This is a genomic window from Priestia sp. 10L35, assembly GCF_056395685.1.
The window spans coordinates 899,235-917,926 of the sequence record NZ_JBFTKA010000002.1; the positions used below are offsets into that span (position 1 = coordinate 899,235).

The 18,692-nt window shown below is 38.1% G+C and carries 15 protein-coding genes and 1 pseudogene; 2 read left to right on the forward strand and 14 right to left on the reverse strand.

What is annotated here, in order from left to right:
• Positions 1 to 7: 7 nt before the first annotated feature.
• Positions 8 to 1,000, reverse strand: coding sequence for a thiamine pyrophosphate-dependent dehydrogenase E1 component subunit alpha (locus tag AC1DEF_RS10565; protein ID WP_141425871.1), 993 nt, complete (start codon positions 998 to 1,000; stop codon positions 8 to 10).
• A 474-nt stretch (positions 1,001 to 1,474) separates the two neighbouring features.
• On the opposite strand from AC1DEF_RS10565, the gene AC1DEF_RS10570 reads away from it, so the two are divergent.
• A complete protein-coding gene (locus AC1DEF_RS10570) occupies positions 1,475 to 2,809 on the forward strand; it encodes an ArsB/NhaD family transporter (RefSeq protein WP_097823682.1) in 1,335 nt (444 codons plus the stop codon).
• Positions 2,810 to 2,888: 79 nt separating this feature from the next.
• Here AC1DEF_RS10570 and AC1DEF_RS10575 read toward each other — a convergent pair whose 3' ends face one another.
• The 3 genes from AC1DEF_RS10575 to AC1DEF_RS10585 all read right to left on the reverse strand — a co-directional run bounded on the left by AC1DEF_RS10575 (position 2,889) and on the right by AC1DEF_RS10585 (position 6,322).
• Entirely contained in the window at positions 2,889 to 4,265 is a 1,377-nt protein-coding gene (locus AC1DEF_RS10575) for an NCS2 family permease (protein WP_097823683.1), read from the reverse strand.
• 256 nt (positions 4,266 to 4,521) lie between these two features.
• Complete coding sequence (locus AC1DEF_RS10580) at positions 4,522 to 4,848, reverse strand: Na-translocating system protein MpsC family protein (protein ID WP_013056580.1); 327 nt, start codon at positions 4,846 to 4,848, stop codon at positions 4,522 to 4,524.
• A 37-nt stretch (positions 4,849 to 4,885) separates the two neighbouring features.
• The gene (locus tag AC1DEF_RS10585; protein ID WP_097823684.1) at positions 4,886 to 6,322 is read right to left on the reverse strand and encodes an NAD(P)-binding domain-containing protein; all 1,437 of its coding nucleotides are present in this window, start codon (positions 6,320 to 6,322) and stop codon (positions 4,886 to 4,888) included.
• Between the two features lie 390 nt (positions 6,323 to 6,712).
• On the opposite strand from AC1DEF_RS10585, the gene AC1DEF_RS10590 reads away from it, so the two are divergent.
• Entirely contained in the window at positions 6,713 to 7,615 is a 903-nt protein-coding gene (locus AC1DEF_RS10590) for a COX15/CtaA family protein (RefSeq protein ID WP_097823685.1), read from the forward strand.
• Positions 7,616 to 7,660: 45 nt separating this feature from the next.
• Here the strand turns inward: AC1DEF_RS10590 and AC1DEF_RS10595 are convergent, their stop codons facing one another.
• The 10 genes and pseudogenes from AC1DEF_RS10595 to xylA form a co-directional block, all read right to left on the reverse strand.
• Positions 7,661 to 8,545 carry an SDR family oxidoreductase gene (locus AC1DEF_RS10595; RefSeq protein ID WP_013056577.1) on the reverse strand — a complete coding sequence of 295 codons (885 nt, stop codon included), beginning with the start codon at positions 8,543 to 8,545 and terminating at the stop codon, positions 7,661 to 7,663.
• Between the two features lie 360 nt (positions 8,546 to 8,905).
• Positions 8,906 to 9,399 (reverse strand): annotated as a pseudogene (locus tag AC1DEF_RS10600) (universal stress protein).
• 51 nt (positions 9,400 to 9,450) lie between these two features.
• Positions 9,451 to 9,747: a cytochrome o ubiquinol oxidase subunit IV gene (gene cyoD, locus AC1DEF_RS10605; RefSeq protein WP_097823686.1), complete on the reverse strand. Its 297-nt coding sequence runs from the start codon at positions 9,745 to 9,747 to the stop codon at positions 9,451 to 9,453.
• The gene (gene cyoC, locus AC1DEF_RS10610; RefSeq protein ID WP_043981922.1) at positions 9,748 to 10,347 is read right to left on the reverse strand and encodes a cytochrome o ubiquinol oxidase subunit III; all 600 of its coding nucleotides are present in this window, start codon (positions 10,345 to 10,347) and stop codon (positions 9,748 to 9,750) included.
• A 1-nt stretch (position 10,348) separates the two neighbouring features.
• Entirely contained in the window at positions 10,349 to 12,316 is a 1,968-nt protein-coding gene (gene qoxB / locus AC1DEF_RS10615) for a cytochrome aa3 quinol oxidase subunit I (protein WP_043981921.1), read from the reverse strand.
• A gap of 1 nt (position 12,317) precedes the next feature.
• A complete protein-coding gene (locus AC1DEF_RS10620; RefSeq protein WP_097824366.1) occupies positions 12,318 to 13,256 on the reverse strand; it encodes a cytochrome c oxidase subunit II in 939 nt (312 codons plus the stop codon).
• Positions 13,257 to 13,639: 383 nt separating this feature from the next.
• Positions 13,640 to 13,786, reverse strand: coding sequence for a hypothetical protein (locus AC1DEF_RS10625; protein ID WP_157842273.1), 147 nt, complete (start codon positions 13,784 to 13,786; stop codon positions 13,640 to 13,642).
• Between the two features lie 205 nt (positions 13,787 to 13,991).
• Positions 13,992 to 15,413, reverse strand: a complete 1,422-nt coding sequence (gene xylE, locus AC1DEF_RS10630) for a D-xylose transporter XylE (protein WP_477727363.1) — start codon at positions 15,411 to 15,413, stop codon at positions 13,992 to 13,994.
• Between the two features lie 301 nt (positions 15,414 to 15,714).
• Positions 15,715 to 17,217 carry a xylulokinase gene (xylB, locus tag AC1DEF_RS10635; protein WP_097823687.1) on the reverse strand — a complete coding sequence of 501 codons (1,503 nt, stop codon included), beginning with the start codon at positions 17,215 to 17,217 and terminating at the stop codon, positions 15,715 to 15,717.
• Between the two features lie 57 nt (positions 17,218 to 17,274).
• Positions 17,275 to 18,612: a xylose isomerase gene (xylA, locus tag AC1DEF_RS10640; protein ID WP_097823688.1), complete on the reverse strand. Its 1,338-nt coding sequence runs from the start codon at positions 18,610 to 18,612 to the stop codon at positions 17,275 to 17,277.
• Between the last annotated feature and the right edge of the window lie 80 nt (positions 18,613 to 18,692).

Sequence of the window (18,692 nt, forward strand, 5' to 3'; positions counted from 1 at the left end):
CCTTTAATTAATAAGATACATAAACATCCGTTAATAGTTCCGAAGCATCAGGATAATCGCTTGTTTCTGCTAGCTCAACTGCGCGTTTTACTGCTTTTTCTACTTCACCTTCAATCTCTCTAAGCTCTTGTTCTGTTATTACTTGTTCTGAAAGCAAGTAATTTTCAAAAAGAGCGATAGCATCTTTTTCCTGGAGATGTTCTTTCTTTTCATTTCCTGATTTATACGTTTGTGCGTCGCCTTCAAAATGTCCGTAATTTCGATACGTTACACATTCAATTAACGTTGGCCCTTCCCCTCTGCGGGCTCGTTGAATAGCTTCTGCAGCTGCTTCATAAACTGCCATCACGTCTTTTCCATCCACTCGTACCCCTGGAATGTTATAAGATGCGGCACGGTCTGCAATCGCGCTGCAGCTCGAAGCATAAGAAAATGGAGTTGCCTCTCCGTAGCCATTATTTTCAGCAACAAAAACAACCGGGAGTTTCCAAATGGCTGCTAAGTTAATTCCTTCATGAAACGTCCCTTCATTGCCCGCTCCGTCTCCAAAAAAGCAAACGCTTACATCTTTTGTCTTTTTATACTTAGCAGTTAAAGCAGAACCGCATGCAAGCGGAAAGCCTCCTCCTACAATTCCATTTGCCCCTAAAATTCCTTTATCTAAATCCGCGATATGCATGGATCCGCCTTTTCCTTTGCCTAACCCGGTTACCTTTCCAAAAAGCTCAGCCATCATTCCATCTAAATCGCCGCCTTTAGCAATACAATGGCCGTGTCCGCGATGAGTGCTTGTAATACTGTCACTGTCATTAAGATGAGCGCACATTCCAACCGCTACCGCTTCTTCACCTGCATACAGATGAACAAAACCAGGCAGTACACCTTTTGCGAAAATTTGATGTACTTCATCTTCAAACTTTCGAATTTCTACCATTTTCTGATACATCCAGCTGGCTTTTTCTTTCGTAAGCTTTTCTGTTTTGTTTTGAGCAGTTTTCATTATGGTAAGCCTCCTCATTTGATTATCAAACTTCACTTAACTACTATTGCAAGTACCGTGCCAATAGTAAAATCCCTTTATACTAGCAATCTATTATTGTATTTGGCCTCATAAAGTTAGACAAAATTGGACACTGTTCCAACTTTGTCTAACTTTGTCCAATCTTAGAGGAATCAATTATGTAAACTGAATTTAAGGTGCATAATAAGTGTGTGGGTTGAAAATCACATTGAATAATTAGCGAGAAAGCTTTTATGTAAATATGATATAATGCTGAAGGAATCGTCTTAATTTTGAGGAACACCAAGGCTTTTAAAGGAGGTCGGTTAAAGAAAAACGGGCTTTATAGAAGTTTTACCGTAAAGTTGGATGTAAATTAAACAATGAAAGATGAGGTGAAAACCTGGAAAACATCCAAAGTTTTTGTCATCTACACTTCGTGATGTCTAGATGACATATCGCCAGGTTACTGTTATGCACAATGCAATTCAACACATTACAAATTTTCATGTATACGCAGCCATTATTATATTTATCATTACATATTTTTTAATTATGACTGAAAAGATCAATCGCGCTTCAGCAGCTCTTTTAGGTGCTATATTAATGATTTTGTTAGGCATTGTTGATTTTAATAATGCTATTACCGAACACATTCAGTGGGAAACGATTGTCCTTCTTATGGGTATGATGATTCTAGTCGGCATTACAAATAAAACGGGCGTGTTTCAATACGCAGCCATCAAGTCTGCTAAAATCGCTAAAGGTGATCCAGTTCGAATTCTAGTTATTTTATCAATTTTAACAGGCGTCGGATCTGCTTTTTTAGATAATGTAACGACGGTTTTATTAATTGTTCCCGTTACTTTTTCAATTACTACTATTTTAAATATTAATCCTTTTCCGTTTCTTATATCAGAAGTGCTGTTTTCAAATATTGGGGGAACGGCTACTTTAATAGGCGACCCGCCTAATATCATGATTGGAGCAGCAAATCCTCATCTTGATTTTAACGCTTTTTTATTAAACTTAGCTCCTGCAGTGCTAATTATCGGTGTTGTTACGCTGGGGATTCTTGTTCTTATCTATCGCAAAAAATTAAAAGTAGAAGATAGCAAAAAACAAGAGCTAATGAGTTTAAATGAAAAAGATTATATTCAAGATTCTGTTTTAATGAAAAAATCGTTAACTGTACTAGTCTTAACGATTCTAGGTTTTACCCTGCATTCCGTTTTGCATATTGATGCGGCTATGGTAGCCATTACAGGTGCTGCTGTACTATTGGTAATTGGATTAAGAACTCATGATGAAGTAGAAAGCGCGTTTGATTCTGTTGAATGGACAACCATTATTTTCTTTGCAGGTTTGTTTGTTCTTGTCGGAGGCTTAATCGATGTAGGCATCATCAAAAAACTGGCTGCTGGCGCTTTAAACGTTACAGACGGCAACATCGCACTGTCAGCTTATCTCATTTTGTGGATTAGTGGAATTGCTTCAGCTGTTATTGACAACATTCCTTTTGTTGCTACAATGATTCCACTTATTCAAGATATGGCTCATGGAATGGGAATGAGTCCTGATTCTGCTCAAATCAATGTACTATGGTGGTCACTGGCACTAGGAGCATGTTTGGGCGGAAACGGTACGTTAATTGGAGCGTCTGCTAATGTAATTGTAGCTGGCATGGCTGTAAAAAAAGGACATAAATTTTCGTTCATGGATTTTTTGAAAATTGGAGCTCCAATCATGCTCGTATCTCTTTTAATTTCAACGTTATATATCTTCCTTCGCTATCTTTTATTTATGTAAGGGAAGAAAAATTAAAATCTACGCGAACAGTAAAAAAGACTTCTCAGCTGAGAAGTCTTTTTTACTGTAAATACATGCCTCAAGCAGCCCAGACGAAGTTGATAATAAAAGCGGCGCTAATGATATACATAATCCAGTGAATTTCCTTTGCCTTACCGGCTAACAATTTAACGAATGTATAAGATAAAAACCCTAGCGCTAAGCCTTCTCCGATACTAAACGTTAATGGCATCAAAATAATGGTACAAAAAGCAGGCACAGCATCTGTTATCTCGTCTAAAGGGATGTTTTTGATTTCCGTTAACATGAGAGCTCCAACCATAATTAAAATAGGCGCTGTAGCAAAAGCAGGAATAATGCTAATTAATGGCGTAAATAAAAGACTCACTAAAAACAACATGGCAACGACCAGTGCTTTAAGGCCCGTCTTGCCTCCTTCTGCAATTCCCGCAGCATTTTCTACATACGCGTTCATTGCGGTAGATCCCATAGCAGCACTGGCTACTGTCGCAAGAGAATCTGCCATAAGCGCTTTATCTAACCCTTTAATTTCACCTTTTTCATCCATTAATCCAGCTTTTTTAGATAATCCAATCATCGATCCTAAATTATCAAACAGCTCCACAAGTGTAAATGAAAAAATAATAGAAAAAAGACCGTAATGAAGAGCGGATTTAATATCCATTTGTAAAAAAGTTTCCGACATGCTCGGCATTGAAAATGACACCACGCTGCTGATGCTTTTAGGTGCTTCTACTATGCCCAGCCCCATCCCGGCAATTGATACTAGCAAAATGCTAATCAGGGCAGCTCCTTTAATTTTTCGAGCAGTTAATACAGTTACCGCGATAAAACCTAATAAAGCAAGGAATGGGCCCGGTTTTGTAAGCTGACCAAGGGCTACTAAATTTTCTTTGTTGCTTACAATAATGCCAGCTTGCTTAAAACCGATAAAAGCAATAAATAGACCGATTCCAACTGAAATAGCACTTTTTAAAATAGCGGGTATCCCTTCAATAATCTTCTTGCGTAAGCCTGTTATCGTTAAAATAAAAAATACAACCCCTGAAATAAATACGGCTCCTAAACCTGTTTGCCACGTTAGCCCTTCACCCAATACCACTGTATACGTAAAAAAGGCGTTCAGCCCCATTCCTGGTGCTACTGCAATAGGTATGTTCGCCCATAATGCAAACAAAAGAGTAGCAAAGACAGTGGCAAAAATCGTCGCTGCAATTGCCGCTTCTTTTGGAATGCCTGCATCTGCTAAAATAGTCGGATTAACAAAGATAATATAGCTCATCGTCACAAAAGTAGTAATTCCAGCAAGAATTTCTGTTTTTACATCTGTTTTGCGTTCGGTTAAATGAAACAGCTTATCTAACCATGAAGGATTAGGTGCTGATTTTTTTATAAGTTCCATATGCTGAGCTTCAACTTTTTCATTTATCGCCACTTGCTTTTCACTCCTTTAATATTCGATTCATCTTCTTTTAACTCGCTTTTACAGCTCCTCTATAAAACAGTGTTTTTTTAACCATTCCCCCTCTCTTTTTTTATGAAAATATCTATAAAAAGAGCCGTGAAAACAGAAGGGAATCCTTCTGTTTTCACGGCTCTTTGCTTCTGTAAACAGAAGATAAGCATCCGTTTTTTACGTGTTTTGCACAACAAACGATTTCATCGAACGTTTTGCAATTTATATAGAGAAGTTATTTAAAGCAAATAACCGTACAAGAATTCTCTGTAACAGGATCATAGTCTCTAAATAAAGAAGTGACCTGGATATCAAATAAAAGCTCCACTTTTTGCTTTAGCATTTTTTTATATTTAGTCGACAAAGCGGCATCAAGAGACATCACTAATTCTCTATATTCTTCACTAAGTGCTTCTAGTGCCGGCATTCTTTTTGATTGAGCTAGTATAAGAATTTTATTATCAATAATGTCTATTTTTTGAGTATTCACACCTACATTAAAAATTTCTTGGCTAATTTGAGTATACAAAGTAGCTATCTTCTTTTTAGAGATCGGCTCCATATGCTTCACCTTTTTCATTGTTAAAAATATGTTTTTGCTATATTGTTTTCACTTGATTATTGTCCTTTGACCAGCTGCCGACAAATTCAGGCTCATCATAGTCAAAGAAATTAGTTAAATTCTCATGGCGATTATCAATAAAAAGCTGATTGGCGACTTCTGAGACGAGCTTTGGTATCGCATATTTCAGCCCTGAAAGAGCGGATGCAGAAATTCCACAGCTAATTAAAGCGGAATAATTAAAAGCAAAAAGGCCATATACCATTTTTTGACCGTCCCTATTACGACTTAAAAAAGCAAAGCCGTTACTAAGGTAAGGGTGGGCATCCAATACTGGGTTGGCGATTTCATGCGGTGCTTTGTAATGATCGTTCCAGCGGGCGATGTGTTTTTCAACAAGTTGCAATTCTAGACGCAGAGCCGGATCTGTTAGAAGTCCGGTGCTAATAATTAAATAGTCAAACGTAAACGTTCCCTGAGGAGTGGTTACAACTGCTTTGTCGTGTTTTTCCTCGACGTCGAGCCATGGGGCATGTACGTGCAAATGAAAACCTGGCCATGAGGAAGCGCGTCCAAATGTATCATTCGTAGGCGGCTGATTGTATTCGAAAAAATGAGCCATCACTTCATATTTTTCAGCATCTGACAGAGCATGGAAACGTTCAATCATTCCTGAAGCTTCCATTTGTCTGATTGGATTAATACGGGGAAGTTCTTTTCGTCGAACAAATACATGAGCTTCAGCAACCCCTTCGGAAAGCGCATAGTTGGCGTTATCAAACGCGGATGCTCCTCCTCCTAAAACAGCTACTTTTTTGTTCTTCAACGTAGTAAAATCAATGGTTTGTGAAGTGTGAGAATAAAGATGAGGCGGCAATTTTTCAGAAATCATAGGCGGGACATGCCATTCTCCTCCTCCTTGAATTCCTGTAGCTAGTATAACTTTACGTGCCATCAGTGTAGGACACACGGCTCCATTCCCTTCAACATGCAAGCAATGGATACCTGTTTCTGCAGGCTCAATTAACGTTAATTTTATTCCATTTGCCACAGGAAGGTTAAGAATATTCCGGTACCAGCGCAAATAATTCATCCATTCTCCTCTTGGGATTTTGTCAAGAGCTTCCCAGCCTTCTGAGCCGAATTTCGCTTCCCACCACGCTTGAAACGTAAGTGAAGGAATTCCTAAATCGACAGACGTTAAGTTTTTGGGCGTTCTTAGCGTAATCATTCGCGCGTACGTTTCCCACGGACCTTCTAAACCCGAACGATTTTCATCAATAACAAGAATATTCGACACGCGTTCTCGCAGCAAGCCAAAGGCCGTTCCTAAACCGCTTTGACCTCCTCCAATAATGATTACGTCGTATACGTGTCCGCTCTTAGGGATGATTGGCTGTGCTTCTGTTGGTTTCCTGAAGGAAAGGTAAGACAGATCGGTTTCTACTCTTTTATTTAAAGCTTCTAAGCTCATCGCTATCTCTCCTTTCAATAAAGTTTCTCCGTGATAAAAGTTTATTTTATACCTTACATAAAATGATAGGTTTTATAACATCGTTTAATTTATATTTATATTATCACTTTTGGAATATGATTGTATCTCCATTCTCTCTAAAGTTTTTTTTGCAAATTGTATAAAATCACTAATATAATTTTTTTATATCTTATGTATGGAACCATATTTGCATCGTTTAAAAGGAAAAAACCATTACAAAATTTAATGAAGAAAGCTTTTCTGACATAAATTTTAAGGGAAACATGTGCGAGTTTGTGACAGTTATTTGTTAATTACGCTCTACTACTTGACTATCGTATTCATCAAATCTATAGTCATAATTAGTAACTCAGCAAAGGGAGTCAACGTATGAGAAATTTATTTAAAATAACAGCTATATTTACAACGATTGTTATGTTTATTTTAATGATTGCCGGCAGTCTGGTCACAACCACAGGATCTGGATTAGGGTGCGGAAACGAGTGGCCGCTGTGTAACGGGCAGTTAATACCCGAATACGCGGTAGCAACAATGATTGAATATACGCATCGTCTGATTACGGCATTTGCAGGTCTTCTTGTTTTGGCATTTTCTATTTGGGCTTGGATTCGTTACCGCAGAAACCGTGAAGTGAAAATTTTAGCGATTATGAGTATTGCATTTATCGTTATTGAGTCATTACTCGGGGCTTCTGCAGTTATCTGGCCTCAGTCAGCTGAAGCGCTAGCGCTTCATTTCGGTCTTTCGCTTATTGCGTTTACCGGCGTATTTTTGCTTTCCATGTTTGTTATTCAAAAAGACCGTTCGGATCATTTTATTAAAGGAGCGGTCACAGGCAAATTTAAAGGGCTCGCATGGTTTACGCTTATATTTATCTATTGCGATATTTATTTAGGTGCATATGTGCGTCACAAAGGTGCAAGCTTAGCATGTACAAGCTTTCCTGCTTGTTATGGCAATACGCTTATTCCAAAACTTTCAGGAACAACAGGTATTCATTTTGCCCACCGATTTGCTGCTCTTGTACTGTTTGTTCTTATCATTTGGATTATGGTATCTGCCATCAAACAGTACAAAGAAACCCGCCGTGATATTTATTACGCGTCCATCATTGCGGTTGCTTTAACCATTGCTCAAGTATTCAGCGGTATCTTTGTTGTCATGTCTCGTTTAAATGTCTTTGCTACACTGTCTCACTCAGCATTTATTACAGCGTTATTCGCTACGCTTAGCTACATTTGTGTACAGACTTTAAAAGGTAAAAGACCATAACTCAAAAAAACACGTGCAGTTCATAACTGCACGTGTTTTTTTGAGTTAAGCTAGTTCTATTCCGCCTGTAATCCCGTAAACTTGAGCTGTTACGTAGCTTGCATCCGTTGAAGCTAAAAATACGTATACATTTGCCAACTCTACTGGCTGACCAGCACGCTGCAACGGTGTATCTTGTCCAAAGCCTGGAATAGCGTCGCTTGGCTGCCCTCCAGAAATTTGCAGCGGCGTCCAGATAGGTCCTGGAGCAACGGAGTTGACGCGAATACCTTTTGGAGCTAATTGCTTGGCTAGTCCGCGAGTGAATCCGTTAATGGCAAACTTTGTAGCTGCATAGTCTAATAAATTAGGACTTGGGCTATAGCCTTGTACAGAACTTGTTGTAATAATAGAAGCACCTGCCGGTAAATAAGGCAGCGCTGCTTTTACGGTCCAATATAAAGAGAATACATTTACTTCAAAGGTTTTGCGCAGTTGGTCCGTTTCTAAATCAGCAATATCTTCTACTGCCTGCTGTTTGCCAGCTACGAGCGCTAGAACATCTAAACCATCTAATTCTTTATAAGCTTTTTCTACTAGCTCTTTGCAAAAAGATTCTTCGCCTACATCACCAGGTATGAGAACGGCTTTTCTTCCTTCTGCTTCAATAAGCTTTTGTACTTCTTCTGCATCTGCTTGCTCTTGTGGCAAGTAATTAAGCGCAACGTCTGCACCTTCTCTTGCGTAAGCGATCGCTGCTGCCCGGCCAATACCTGAATCTCCGCCCGTCACAAGAGCTTTTCTGCCTTTTAATTTACCTGCACCTATGTAACTGTTTTCCCCGCAGTCCGGGATGACGTTCATTTCTTTTTGTACACCGGGCGGTTCTTGATACTGTTTTGGATAGTCTTCATGGAAATATTGAGTTAATGGATTATTTAGTTTTGACATATTCGTCACTCCTTTATGACTCCTTTATGAATGAATCCTTAACCAACTAAGGAAAAGTTTTCTATATACTTGTTCTTCCCGTCCTCTTCTTTAGTAAACATGCTTGATGTGCTCTATTATCCTCACTTTTCTTTCATTACCTTTCCCCTTCAATCAACAGCTAAAAACAGCTGCATACCTGAAATCTACGTTTACCATCACAATAAAAAAATCCGAACGAGTCGAATTCTTTATTAAGAATCTCGATTCCTCGTTCAGATCTTCTTTTAACTAAGATACATTTATCCCCCCCTCTTTAAATAAATGGTGAGAGCTTTGTATTTTACTGTGAACAATAAGCGTTCTTTTTCTTCTGTTCTGCTACTCTGTTAGTTCCACTTGTAAAGGCTTTGATTCTTCTTCGGCTTCTTTAGGAGTGCGAACAATTAACACATCACATTTGGCTAGCGTAAAATATGCTGAGATACGCTTCCGATTAAAATGCGCTCTACGGCGTTTAGCCCCGTCGCACCGCATATAATTAAATCAACGTGCTTATCGGGAGCAATTTTTTTAGATATTTTTGTTTTAGGAGAACCGTGTTCAATTAATGTCTCGACTTTCGTTACTCCAGCCTTAAGAGCTAGGTTACTATAGTTGGTCAAAAGTTCTTCAGCAAATTTCTCTGCATCTTGAAAGCGTGTATCTGTATAGAATGCATAAGGTGATGGACTTAACGCCTGTATGTCGATAACGTGACAAACTATTAAATGAGCGTTATTTTTTTTCGCACTGTTAACTGCTTTTTTGAATGCCCACTCTGCTTCTACAGAACCGTCTACTGCTACGAGGATGTTACGATAAGCCATATTCATCATAATCTCTCCTTTGTCTTTCGTTTATAAAGAACTTTCCTTGCTCCATTTTTATTGAACTTGAGAGTTAAAAGTCATTATCCAAATCGATCCTGCTACAATCGTAATAACAAAAACGATTCCAAGTATTAAAGCCATCACATTATAACGGGGCTTCTCTCCGTCTTTAATATGCATGAAGAAAAACAGTTGAATGAAAAATTGAAGCACGGCCATTCCTAGAATGCTAGCTAGTAATATATTTTTAGCAAATACTTGGTTTAATACCAGCATCAGAGGAATAACGGTTAAAATAATCGAGAAAATAAATCCTATTGTATAAGCTTTTAACGATCCATGGTTCTCCATCTACATCACCCCCATTAAATACACAACCGTGTAAAGGAAGATCCAGACAGCATCAAGAAAATGCCAGTATAAGCTGATAATCGTCACTTTTCGCTTTGTTACAGAGGTAATTCCATATCGTTTTAATTGGATTGTAATTGAAATCATCCAAATGATGCCGACAGAAACGTGCAGCCCGTGCGTACTAACTAGCGTATAGAAAGCTGTAAAAAATGCGCTGGTGGAAATGGTTGCTCCTTCATGAACCATTGTTTGAAATTCATGAATTTCAAGGCCCACAAAGCACATACCTAAAAGCAGAGTTACGATTAGCCAGCCAATTAAAGGTTTTATTTTTCCCTTGTGCATGCTCAGCACAGCTAATCCGCTCGTAAAGCTGCTCGTTAATAAGATAAACGTTTCAGAAACAAATCCTGGAACTTCAAAAAATTCCTTTCCTGTAAGGCCTCCCGCAGTATGATTAACAAGAACGGCATACGTAGCAAATAATGCTCCAAATAAGATGCAGTCCGTTACGAGGAAAAGCCAAAAACCCATAACTTTGATTCCTTCATCATGTTCATCATGATGTTCTTCGTGGTGCGCTGTCGCATAAGCCATGTCAGCCAACCCTCCCTACTGAATCTTCTGTATGTCGAATTTCATCCACCGGAATATAATAGTCCGAGTTGTATTGAAAAGAACGAACTAGTAAACAAGCTCCGACTCCTGTCAAACCGAATATCGCCATCCACACCCAGTGGAACGTTAAGCCAAAACCAGCAATGAACCAGAAAACCGACATGATAAATGGAATACCTGAATTCTTAGGCATATGAATCGGAGAGAAAGCAGCTGTTTCCTTCGCTTTTTTCTTTTTTCTTTCTTCTTTTATTGTCCACCACGCATCTTGCCCCGTTACTGTTGGAATCACTGCAAAATTGTAGTGCGGCGGCGGTGAAGGGATGGACCATTCTAATGTACGTCCATTCCAAGGATCCCCTGTTACATCTCGTTCTCCGTACTTAATGCCATGAAGAATCTGCCATGCTTGAAAGATAAACCCTATGCCCATAAAGAAAGCTCCGACTGTAGAGATAACGTTCAGCGGTCCCCATCCCATGTCAAAGTCGTACGTATAAATACGGCGCGTCATTCCCATAAACCCTAATGCGTATTGAGGCATGAAGCATACATAAAAACCAATGTTCCATGTCCAAAACGCCCATTTACCAAGACGGTCATTTAATTTAAAGCCAAACATTTTTGGCCACCAATAGTACAAACCTGCAAAAAAGCCGAATACAACGCCTCCAATTAACACTTGGTGAAAGTGTGCAACTAAAAAGTAGCTATTATGATACTGATAGTCTGCGGGAGCTGCTGAAAGCATAACACCCGTTGCTCCTCCCACAACAAAACACGGGATAAAAGCAATTGTCCATAGCATTGGCTGCGTCATTTGAATACGGCCGCGGAACATCGTAAATAACCAGTTGAACACTTTAACACCCGTTGGAATTCCGATAGCCATCGTCGTAATAGCAAAAAACACATTCACATTAGCACCTGCACCCATCGTAAAGAAATGATGTACCCATGTGAAATACGATAGAACGCTAATAATCATCATTGAAAAAACCATAGACTTATAGCCAAATATCTTCTTTTGAGAAAACGTTGCAACGATTTCAGAAAAAATGCCGAATGCAGGAAGTACAACGATATACACTTCAGGATGTCCCCACATCCAAATTAAGTTAATGTACATCATCGGATTTCCTCCGCCGGTCATAGTAAATAAGTGTCCGTCAAAGAAGCGGTCAATAAACAATAAAGCAAGCGTTACGGTTAATACAGGAAACGCGAAAATGATAATAATACAGCTTGCTAGAACGGACCACGTGAATAGGGGCATATGCATAAGTTTCATGCCCGGTGCACGCATTTTTAAAATAGTCATAATAAAATTAATTCCAGAAGCCAAGCTGCCAATACCTGATATTTGAATGCCCCAAATATAAAAATCTTGACCTGGTCCAGGACTGAACTGCATGCCAGAAAGCGGAGGATAACTCAACCATCCTGCATCTGGCGAGCCGCCGATTACAAACGACAAATTGAAAAGCATGGCGCCAAAGAAAAATAGCCAAAAGCTTACCGCGTTTAAAAAAGGATAGGCGACATCCCTTGCTCCAATTTGAAGCGGTACAACAATGTTAAAGAACGCAAACATAAGCGGCATTGCCATAAATAGAATCATAATGGTTCCGTGCGTAGTAAAAATTTCGTTGTAATGATTAGAATCTAGAAAATGCCACTGAGGGAATGCTAGTTGCATACGCATTAATAATGCATCTACTCCGCCTCGAAACAGCATTAATAATGAAGAAAGCATATACATAATACCAATTTTTTTATGATCCACCGTTGTGAGCCACTCACGCCATAGCCACTTCCATTTTTTAAGATACGTAAGAACAAAAATAATACCGGCTAATGTTAATAAAATGGCGACATCTGCTCCGTAAATCATCGGTTCTCCTGTCACAAAAAAATGAGATGAAAAATCTTTTAATTTTTCTAACAACTTATTTTCCTCCTTCCTGGTGCTCATGCTGTGCATGTACTTGTTCTTCAGAAGCCACATTCATAGTCTTCATGTCTTCATTTTTCATATGGTGATGCTGACTATAATATTGACCACCGTTTTTAATGACAATTTCTTGGAATAAGCCTTTAGGAATGGTAGAATACGATTTTTCTAGAGAAAGACCTTTTTGGGCAAGGTTGCTATAATCAGCTTTTGTTAAAGCTGGTGATGTTTCTTTCACTTGCTTTACCCATTGATTAAATTCTTTTGTCGATGTAGATTTAACTTTAAAGTTCATATGAGCGAACCCTTCACCCGTAAAATTAGCACCCGAACCAAAATATTCTCCCTTGTGATCAGCTTGCAGCCAAAGCCCCATTGCCATTCCCGGCATGGTATATAATTGTCCTCCCAACTCGGGTACCCAAAAAGAATTCATAGGTGCATCTGACGTTAGCACGAATTGAACGGGCACATCTTTTGGAATGTTGACATAGTTCACTGTCGCAATATCTTGATCCGGATATTGAAATAACCATTTCCAGTCAAGGGATGTTACTTCAATTGTTAGCGGCTTTACATCTTTTTTCGGCGGATCTACTAAGTCATACGTCGTCTTGGCCGTAGCGAAACCTAAAATACTAATAATAATAATGGGGATGCCCCACCAAATAAATTCAAGACGCTTACTATCGTCCCAGTCTGGCCGATACGAAGCCTTGTTTCCAGGCTTATCACGGTAGCGTAAAACGATATACACAAGCAGACCTAAAACAGGAATAACAACAATTGTGCATAAAATTATAGAAAAAATAATTAACTGGTATTCTTTTTGAGCCACCGCCCCCTGCGGATTTAAAATCAAATAACGACTATCACAGCCTGCTAAAAAAATTGTGATGAATACGGAGAGAATGATTAACTTGCCAATATGCATTGATTTTTGCTTTCTCACCTAAGCTCAGGCTCCCTTCTTCTAAACCTCTGTACATAATAATGGTATATAAACGTTCATATTAGAGATGCATCTCAACAGATCAAAAGGCTAATAACCTCCTAACATATTGAAGTTTGTCATGACATATTGCTTACTCCTAAAAAATTATCATGTTGTATCATTAAAAGGTGTGATATTCATCACACTTGAAGCGCTTTTTATCTAGTTTAAATGGCTTTACCATAAATTCGTCACATATTTGGGTAATTGTGGGGAATAAAAGGTGCCTTGTGACTATCCTAATAAAAGGAAAAAACTCTTCCAGTTTTTATTAACTGAAAGAGTTTTTTATAAGTACTAGATGAAGTATTGAGCTTTAACACTTACTGATTTGCTTGTTTGACCTGCTGAAACATCCAATCAATCATTTTCCGATTCTGATACGCGGGAACCCAGGAAGCATGATCATACTTTAATTCTTTAGGATATTCCGTATATAGCGGATACCCCCAGATTTTTTGTAAATTCATTGCACCGTTATTTATATTTACGATGAAACACTCCTCATAAAGAAAACTATATTTCTATTTTCAAAGAGACTTATCACTATAGCAATATTTTTTAAAAAAGCTATCCACTTTCTTCATAAAGATTACATATTAAAAACACCTAAAGATAGTTTAGGTGTTTTTGAAATTTTTATATTCATCTATTCTCTAAGTAAAAGCTCAATGGTTATATGGCCTTCTTACTCTTTGAAGCCCCTAGTTTTTTTCTCCACATATTTTCCATTTGTTCGAGAGTTTTACCTTTTGTTTCAGGAACAAATTTCCAGACAAACAAAGCAGAAAGTATACTCATTAAACCGTAAAAACCATATGTTAATCCTCCGCTATATTCCATCATCACGGGATATGTAGAGGAAATAAAATAGTTAGCCGCCCACTGAGCAGCTACGGCAATAGCTACAGCACGACCTCTAATTTTATTAGGAAAAATCTCTGAAATGAGCACCCAACAAATTGGTCCCCATGACATCATAAAGGAAGCTGTATAAATAATGATAAATACAAGCGTCCCTATACCAATGATGTTTGAAAAAGCCATGCTTGCTACACCGAACATTCCAATGGCCATTCCGATAGACCCTGTTATTAATAAAGGTTTTCTTCCCAAACGATCAACCGTCAAAATTGCAATTACTGTAAAAATAACGTTTACTAATCCCATAATAATAGTTTGCAGCATAGAAGAACCTTTAGCTGCTCCCATGCTTTCAAAAATACGCGGAGCATAATATAGAGCTACATTGATTCCTACAAACTGTTGAAATACAGAAAGCAGTATACCTACAACGATAACTAATTTTCCATATGCCAATAATTTTTCAGACGAAACATTGGTAGAAATTGTTTGTTTAATATCTTCTAAAATTGATTTCGCTTCTGAAGATCCATTAATTTTAGTTAGTATGGCTAAAGCTTTTTGATCTTGATTCTGTATAGCTAAGTAGCGAGGCGTTTCAGGAACTAAAAACAAGAGTGCTACAAAGAGTAAAGCTGGAATGGCTCCTGAAGCAAACATGTATCTCCAACCTACATCATTAATCCATTCTAAGGTTTCCCCATTTGCAATACCCCAATTCACGAAGTAAACGACTAACATTCCAAAAATAATCATAAATTGATTGAACGATACCAATCTGCCGCGAATATCTGCCGGTGCAATTTCTCCTATATAGATGGGACAAATGGCTGATGCTAAGCCAACACCAATCCCACCTATAATGCGGTAGAAGTTAAAAGCAAGTAACAAAGAGAGTGTCGGTTCCCCTTTTGTGAAAAATAAAAACTCAGGATAAGAAGCGCCTAACGCTGAGACTATAAAAAGAATAGCTGCTAGTATAAGTGATTGTTTGCGTCCTAGTTTCGTCGCAAAATAACCAGATACCAATCCTCCAATAATACATCCTATTAAAGCACTTGATACAGTAACACCATGTGCTAAAGATCCTAACCCTAAGCTGTCAATAAGATACACCTTTAATGATTCTTCAGCTCCAGATATTACAGCTGTATCATATCCAAACAGTAACCCTCCGATAGCGGCAACTAAGGTAATAGAAAAAATATATAATGAGTTTCGATTTTGTTTCATGCGTTGTTAAAAGCAGTTAGTTAAAAGTAACAGTAGAAGTTCTATTTCTAACTGAGTTCGCACTTATTTGAATACGTTTTCAAATTCTTGGAACACAAAAGAAATTTTCGTCGTCTATTCGACTAACTGCTCTTATCCTCCCCTCCAATGTACGTATTTTTCTAGTGAATCAAATCTTACTACAGCATTTTCTATACTTCCTTTTGTGTCAGGTATATCGATATACAACCATAATCAATTGATACAAGCTACTTTCATATGAAGTTTCTTTTTAAAGTAAGGTTGCATATTTTGCAACCTATTATTTCCTTTTAAATTCGCCTAGCTTTTTACTTAAGTCGTTTGTTTGAAGGTAGACTTCTTTATATAATTCATAAAGCTGTTTATAGACTTGTACATGTTCTGCATTAGGATAATATGTTTTCGACGAGGTAATAAATACGTTTGCACACTCTTCCAATGAGTTATACCAGCCACAGCCATAAGCTGCTAGCATGGCTGCTCCTAACGCTGGGCCTTGTTCAGTAGACAACTTTACGATTTTTGCATTAAAAACGTCTGCTTGAATTTGAAGCCAATGATCATTTTTTGCTCCTCCGCCAATTGATACAATAGACGTAATTTCCTTTCCGCTTTCTCGAAAGATTTCAATTGACTCATTTAAAGAAAACGTAATACCTTCAATAACCGCTCGCGTAAAGTCTCTCTTTTTATGAGAGGCGTCCATTCCTATAAAACTTCCGCGAATCGTAGCATCTGCATGCGGTGTACGTTCTCCGACTAAGTAAGGGGTAAATAAAAGGCCGTTTGAGCCGATTGGGACATTTTTTAGGTCAGCCAATAATTCTTCAAACGTGACGTTTTTTGCGAAATTGTCCTTAAACCAGCCTAAACTGTACCCCGCAGATAGCGTAACACCCATCGTATAAAAGGCATTTTCTTTTCCATGATTAAAATAATGGACTTTTCCATCAAAGTCTCTATCGCTTCGTTCCTCATAAGAAAGAACAACACCTGATGTCCCAATGCTACATAGTGTTTCCCCTGATGATAAAATGCCGGCGCCAATTGCTCCGCAAGCATTATCAGCTCCACCTGCAAATACTTTCGTTGAAGTGGCTAATCCCGTTTTTTGAGAGAACGCTTCACTAATATTGCCTATGCATTCACTAGATTCAACTAGTGGCGGACAAAGATTAATATTGATTCCTGTTAATTGGCAAAGCTCATCATCCCATTTTTTCTTGCTGATGTTTAATAATAATGTACCGGCAGCATCTGAATATTCACTATGAATAAAGCCGGTCATTTTAAAGCGTAAATAATCTTTAGGCAGCATAAATACAGCTGTTTTTTCAAATATAGCCGGTTCATACTCTTTTACCCACAATAACTTAGGAAGAGTAAATCCTTCTAAAGCCTGGTTTTTTGTTATCTTTAAAAGACGTTTTTCTCCAATGACTTTATAAAGATGATGACATTGTTCTGTTGTTCTTGTGTCATTCCACAAAATGGCGTTACGTAATAGGTTATAGTTTTCATCCAGCATCACAAGGCCATGCATTTGTCCAGAATAACTAATTCCTTCTATATCTTCGGGTTTTATATTAGCGTTAGCAATTAATTCACTTAAAGCACTAGCCGTCTGCTGAACCCATTCTTCTGGATTCTGTTCACTATACCCTGTTTTTTCATGAAGGAGAGGATAATTCTTAGAAACCACAGCGCAAATCTTGCCTTTTGTATCAACTAAAATCGTTTTTACGGCGCTTGTTCCTAGATCAATTCCAATTACATATTTCATCTTGATACCTCCGCGTTTATAAACGAGAGTAGAATTGTTTCTACTCTCGTTTGTCCTTTAAACTTCCAAAATATATTGATTTAAAATGGCCTTTAATCGTTCTTGTCTTCCTGACTTATTCACAATATTCGGATTTTTAAACGCGTACTGCTCCAGTGTATGGAAGTTAGCTTTTCCTTCCACAATCTCAAGCCCAATTCCTTCTTTAAAGCTGCTGTAGCGCTCGTTGATAACATTTTCGAAAACACGATCTTCTACTAATTTATGTGCTACTTTTAACCCTCGAGCAAACGCATCCATTCCTGCTACATGAGCATAGAGTAAATCGTCTTGTTCAAAAGAACCTCTGCGTACTTTGGCATCAAAGTTTAATCCTCCGCTTCCCAGCCCTCCATTTTGCAGGATTTCATACATTGCTAGCGTTGTAGAATATAAATCCGTTGGGAATTCATCTGTATCCCAGCCTAAAAGAGGGTCACCTTGGTTTGCATCCACTGATCCTAAGAAGCCTTGTACTCTAGCTACTCGTAATTCGTGTTCAAATGTATGCCCAGCTAACGTTGCGTGGTTAGCTTCTAGATTAAGTTTGAAGTATTTATCTAATCCGTATTGTCTTAAAAATGAAATAGTTGTTGCTGCATCGGTATCATACTGATGTGTCATAGGCTCTTTAGGTTTAGGTTCAATTAAAAACTGCCCCGTATATCCAATTTCGGTTGCGTAATCTACAGCCATATGCATAAATCTAGCTAAGTTATCTAACTCTAACTGTAAATTTGTGTTAAGCAGTGTTTCATATCCCTCACGGCCGCCCCAGAATACATAATTTTCTGCGCCTAATTCTTTTGCTGTTTCAAGCCCCTTTTTTACTTGAGCCGCCGCATAAGCAAATACATCTGCATTACAAGAAGTAGCTGCACCATGAACGAACCGGGGATTTGTAAACATATTCGCTGTGTTCCATAATAACTTTACGTTACTTGTTTGCATATATTCTTTGATCATAGTGACGATAACATCAAGATTTTTATTTGTTTCTTGCAACGTACTGCCCTCAGGAGCAATGTCTCGATCATGAAATGCGAAGAATGGAACATTTAATGTTGCAAAAAGTTGAAAAGCTGCCTCAACTCTCGCTTTTGCTAAATCCATTCCATCATATCTATCCCAAGATCTTTGCATAGTAGCTGCACCAAAAGGATCCGTACCATCTGCTGTAAACGTGTGCCAGTAAGCAACAGAAAAACGCAGCTGATCTTTCATTGTTTTACCGCCTACTACTTCTTCAGGATTATAGTATTTAAAAGCTAAAGGATTTTTAGAATCTTTACCTTCGTATAAAACTTTGTTTACGCTTTCAAAATAATTAATTTTATTAGTACTAGTTTGGACCATTTGTCATTTCCCCCTTCGATTTAAGTGAACAAGTTTATCCATTAACTATCTTGATTCAGTTAGTTTGTTTATCCAATAAA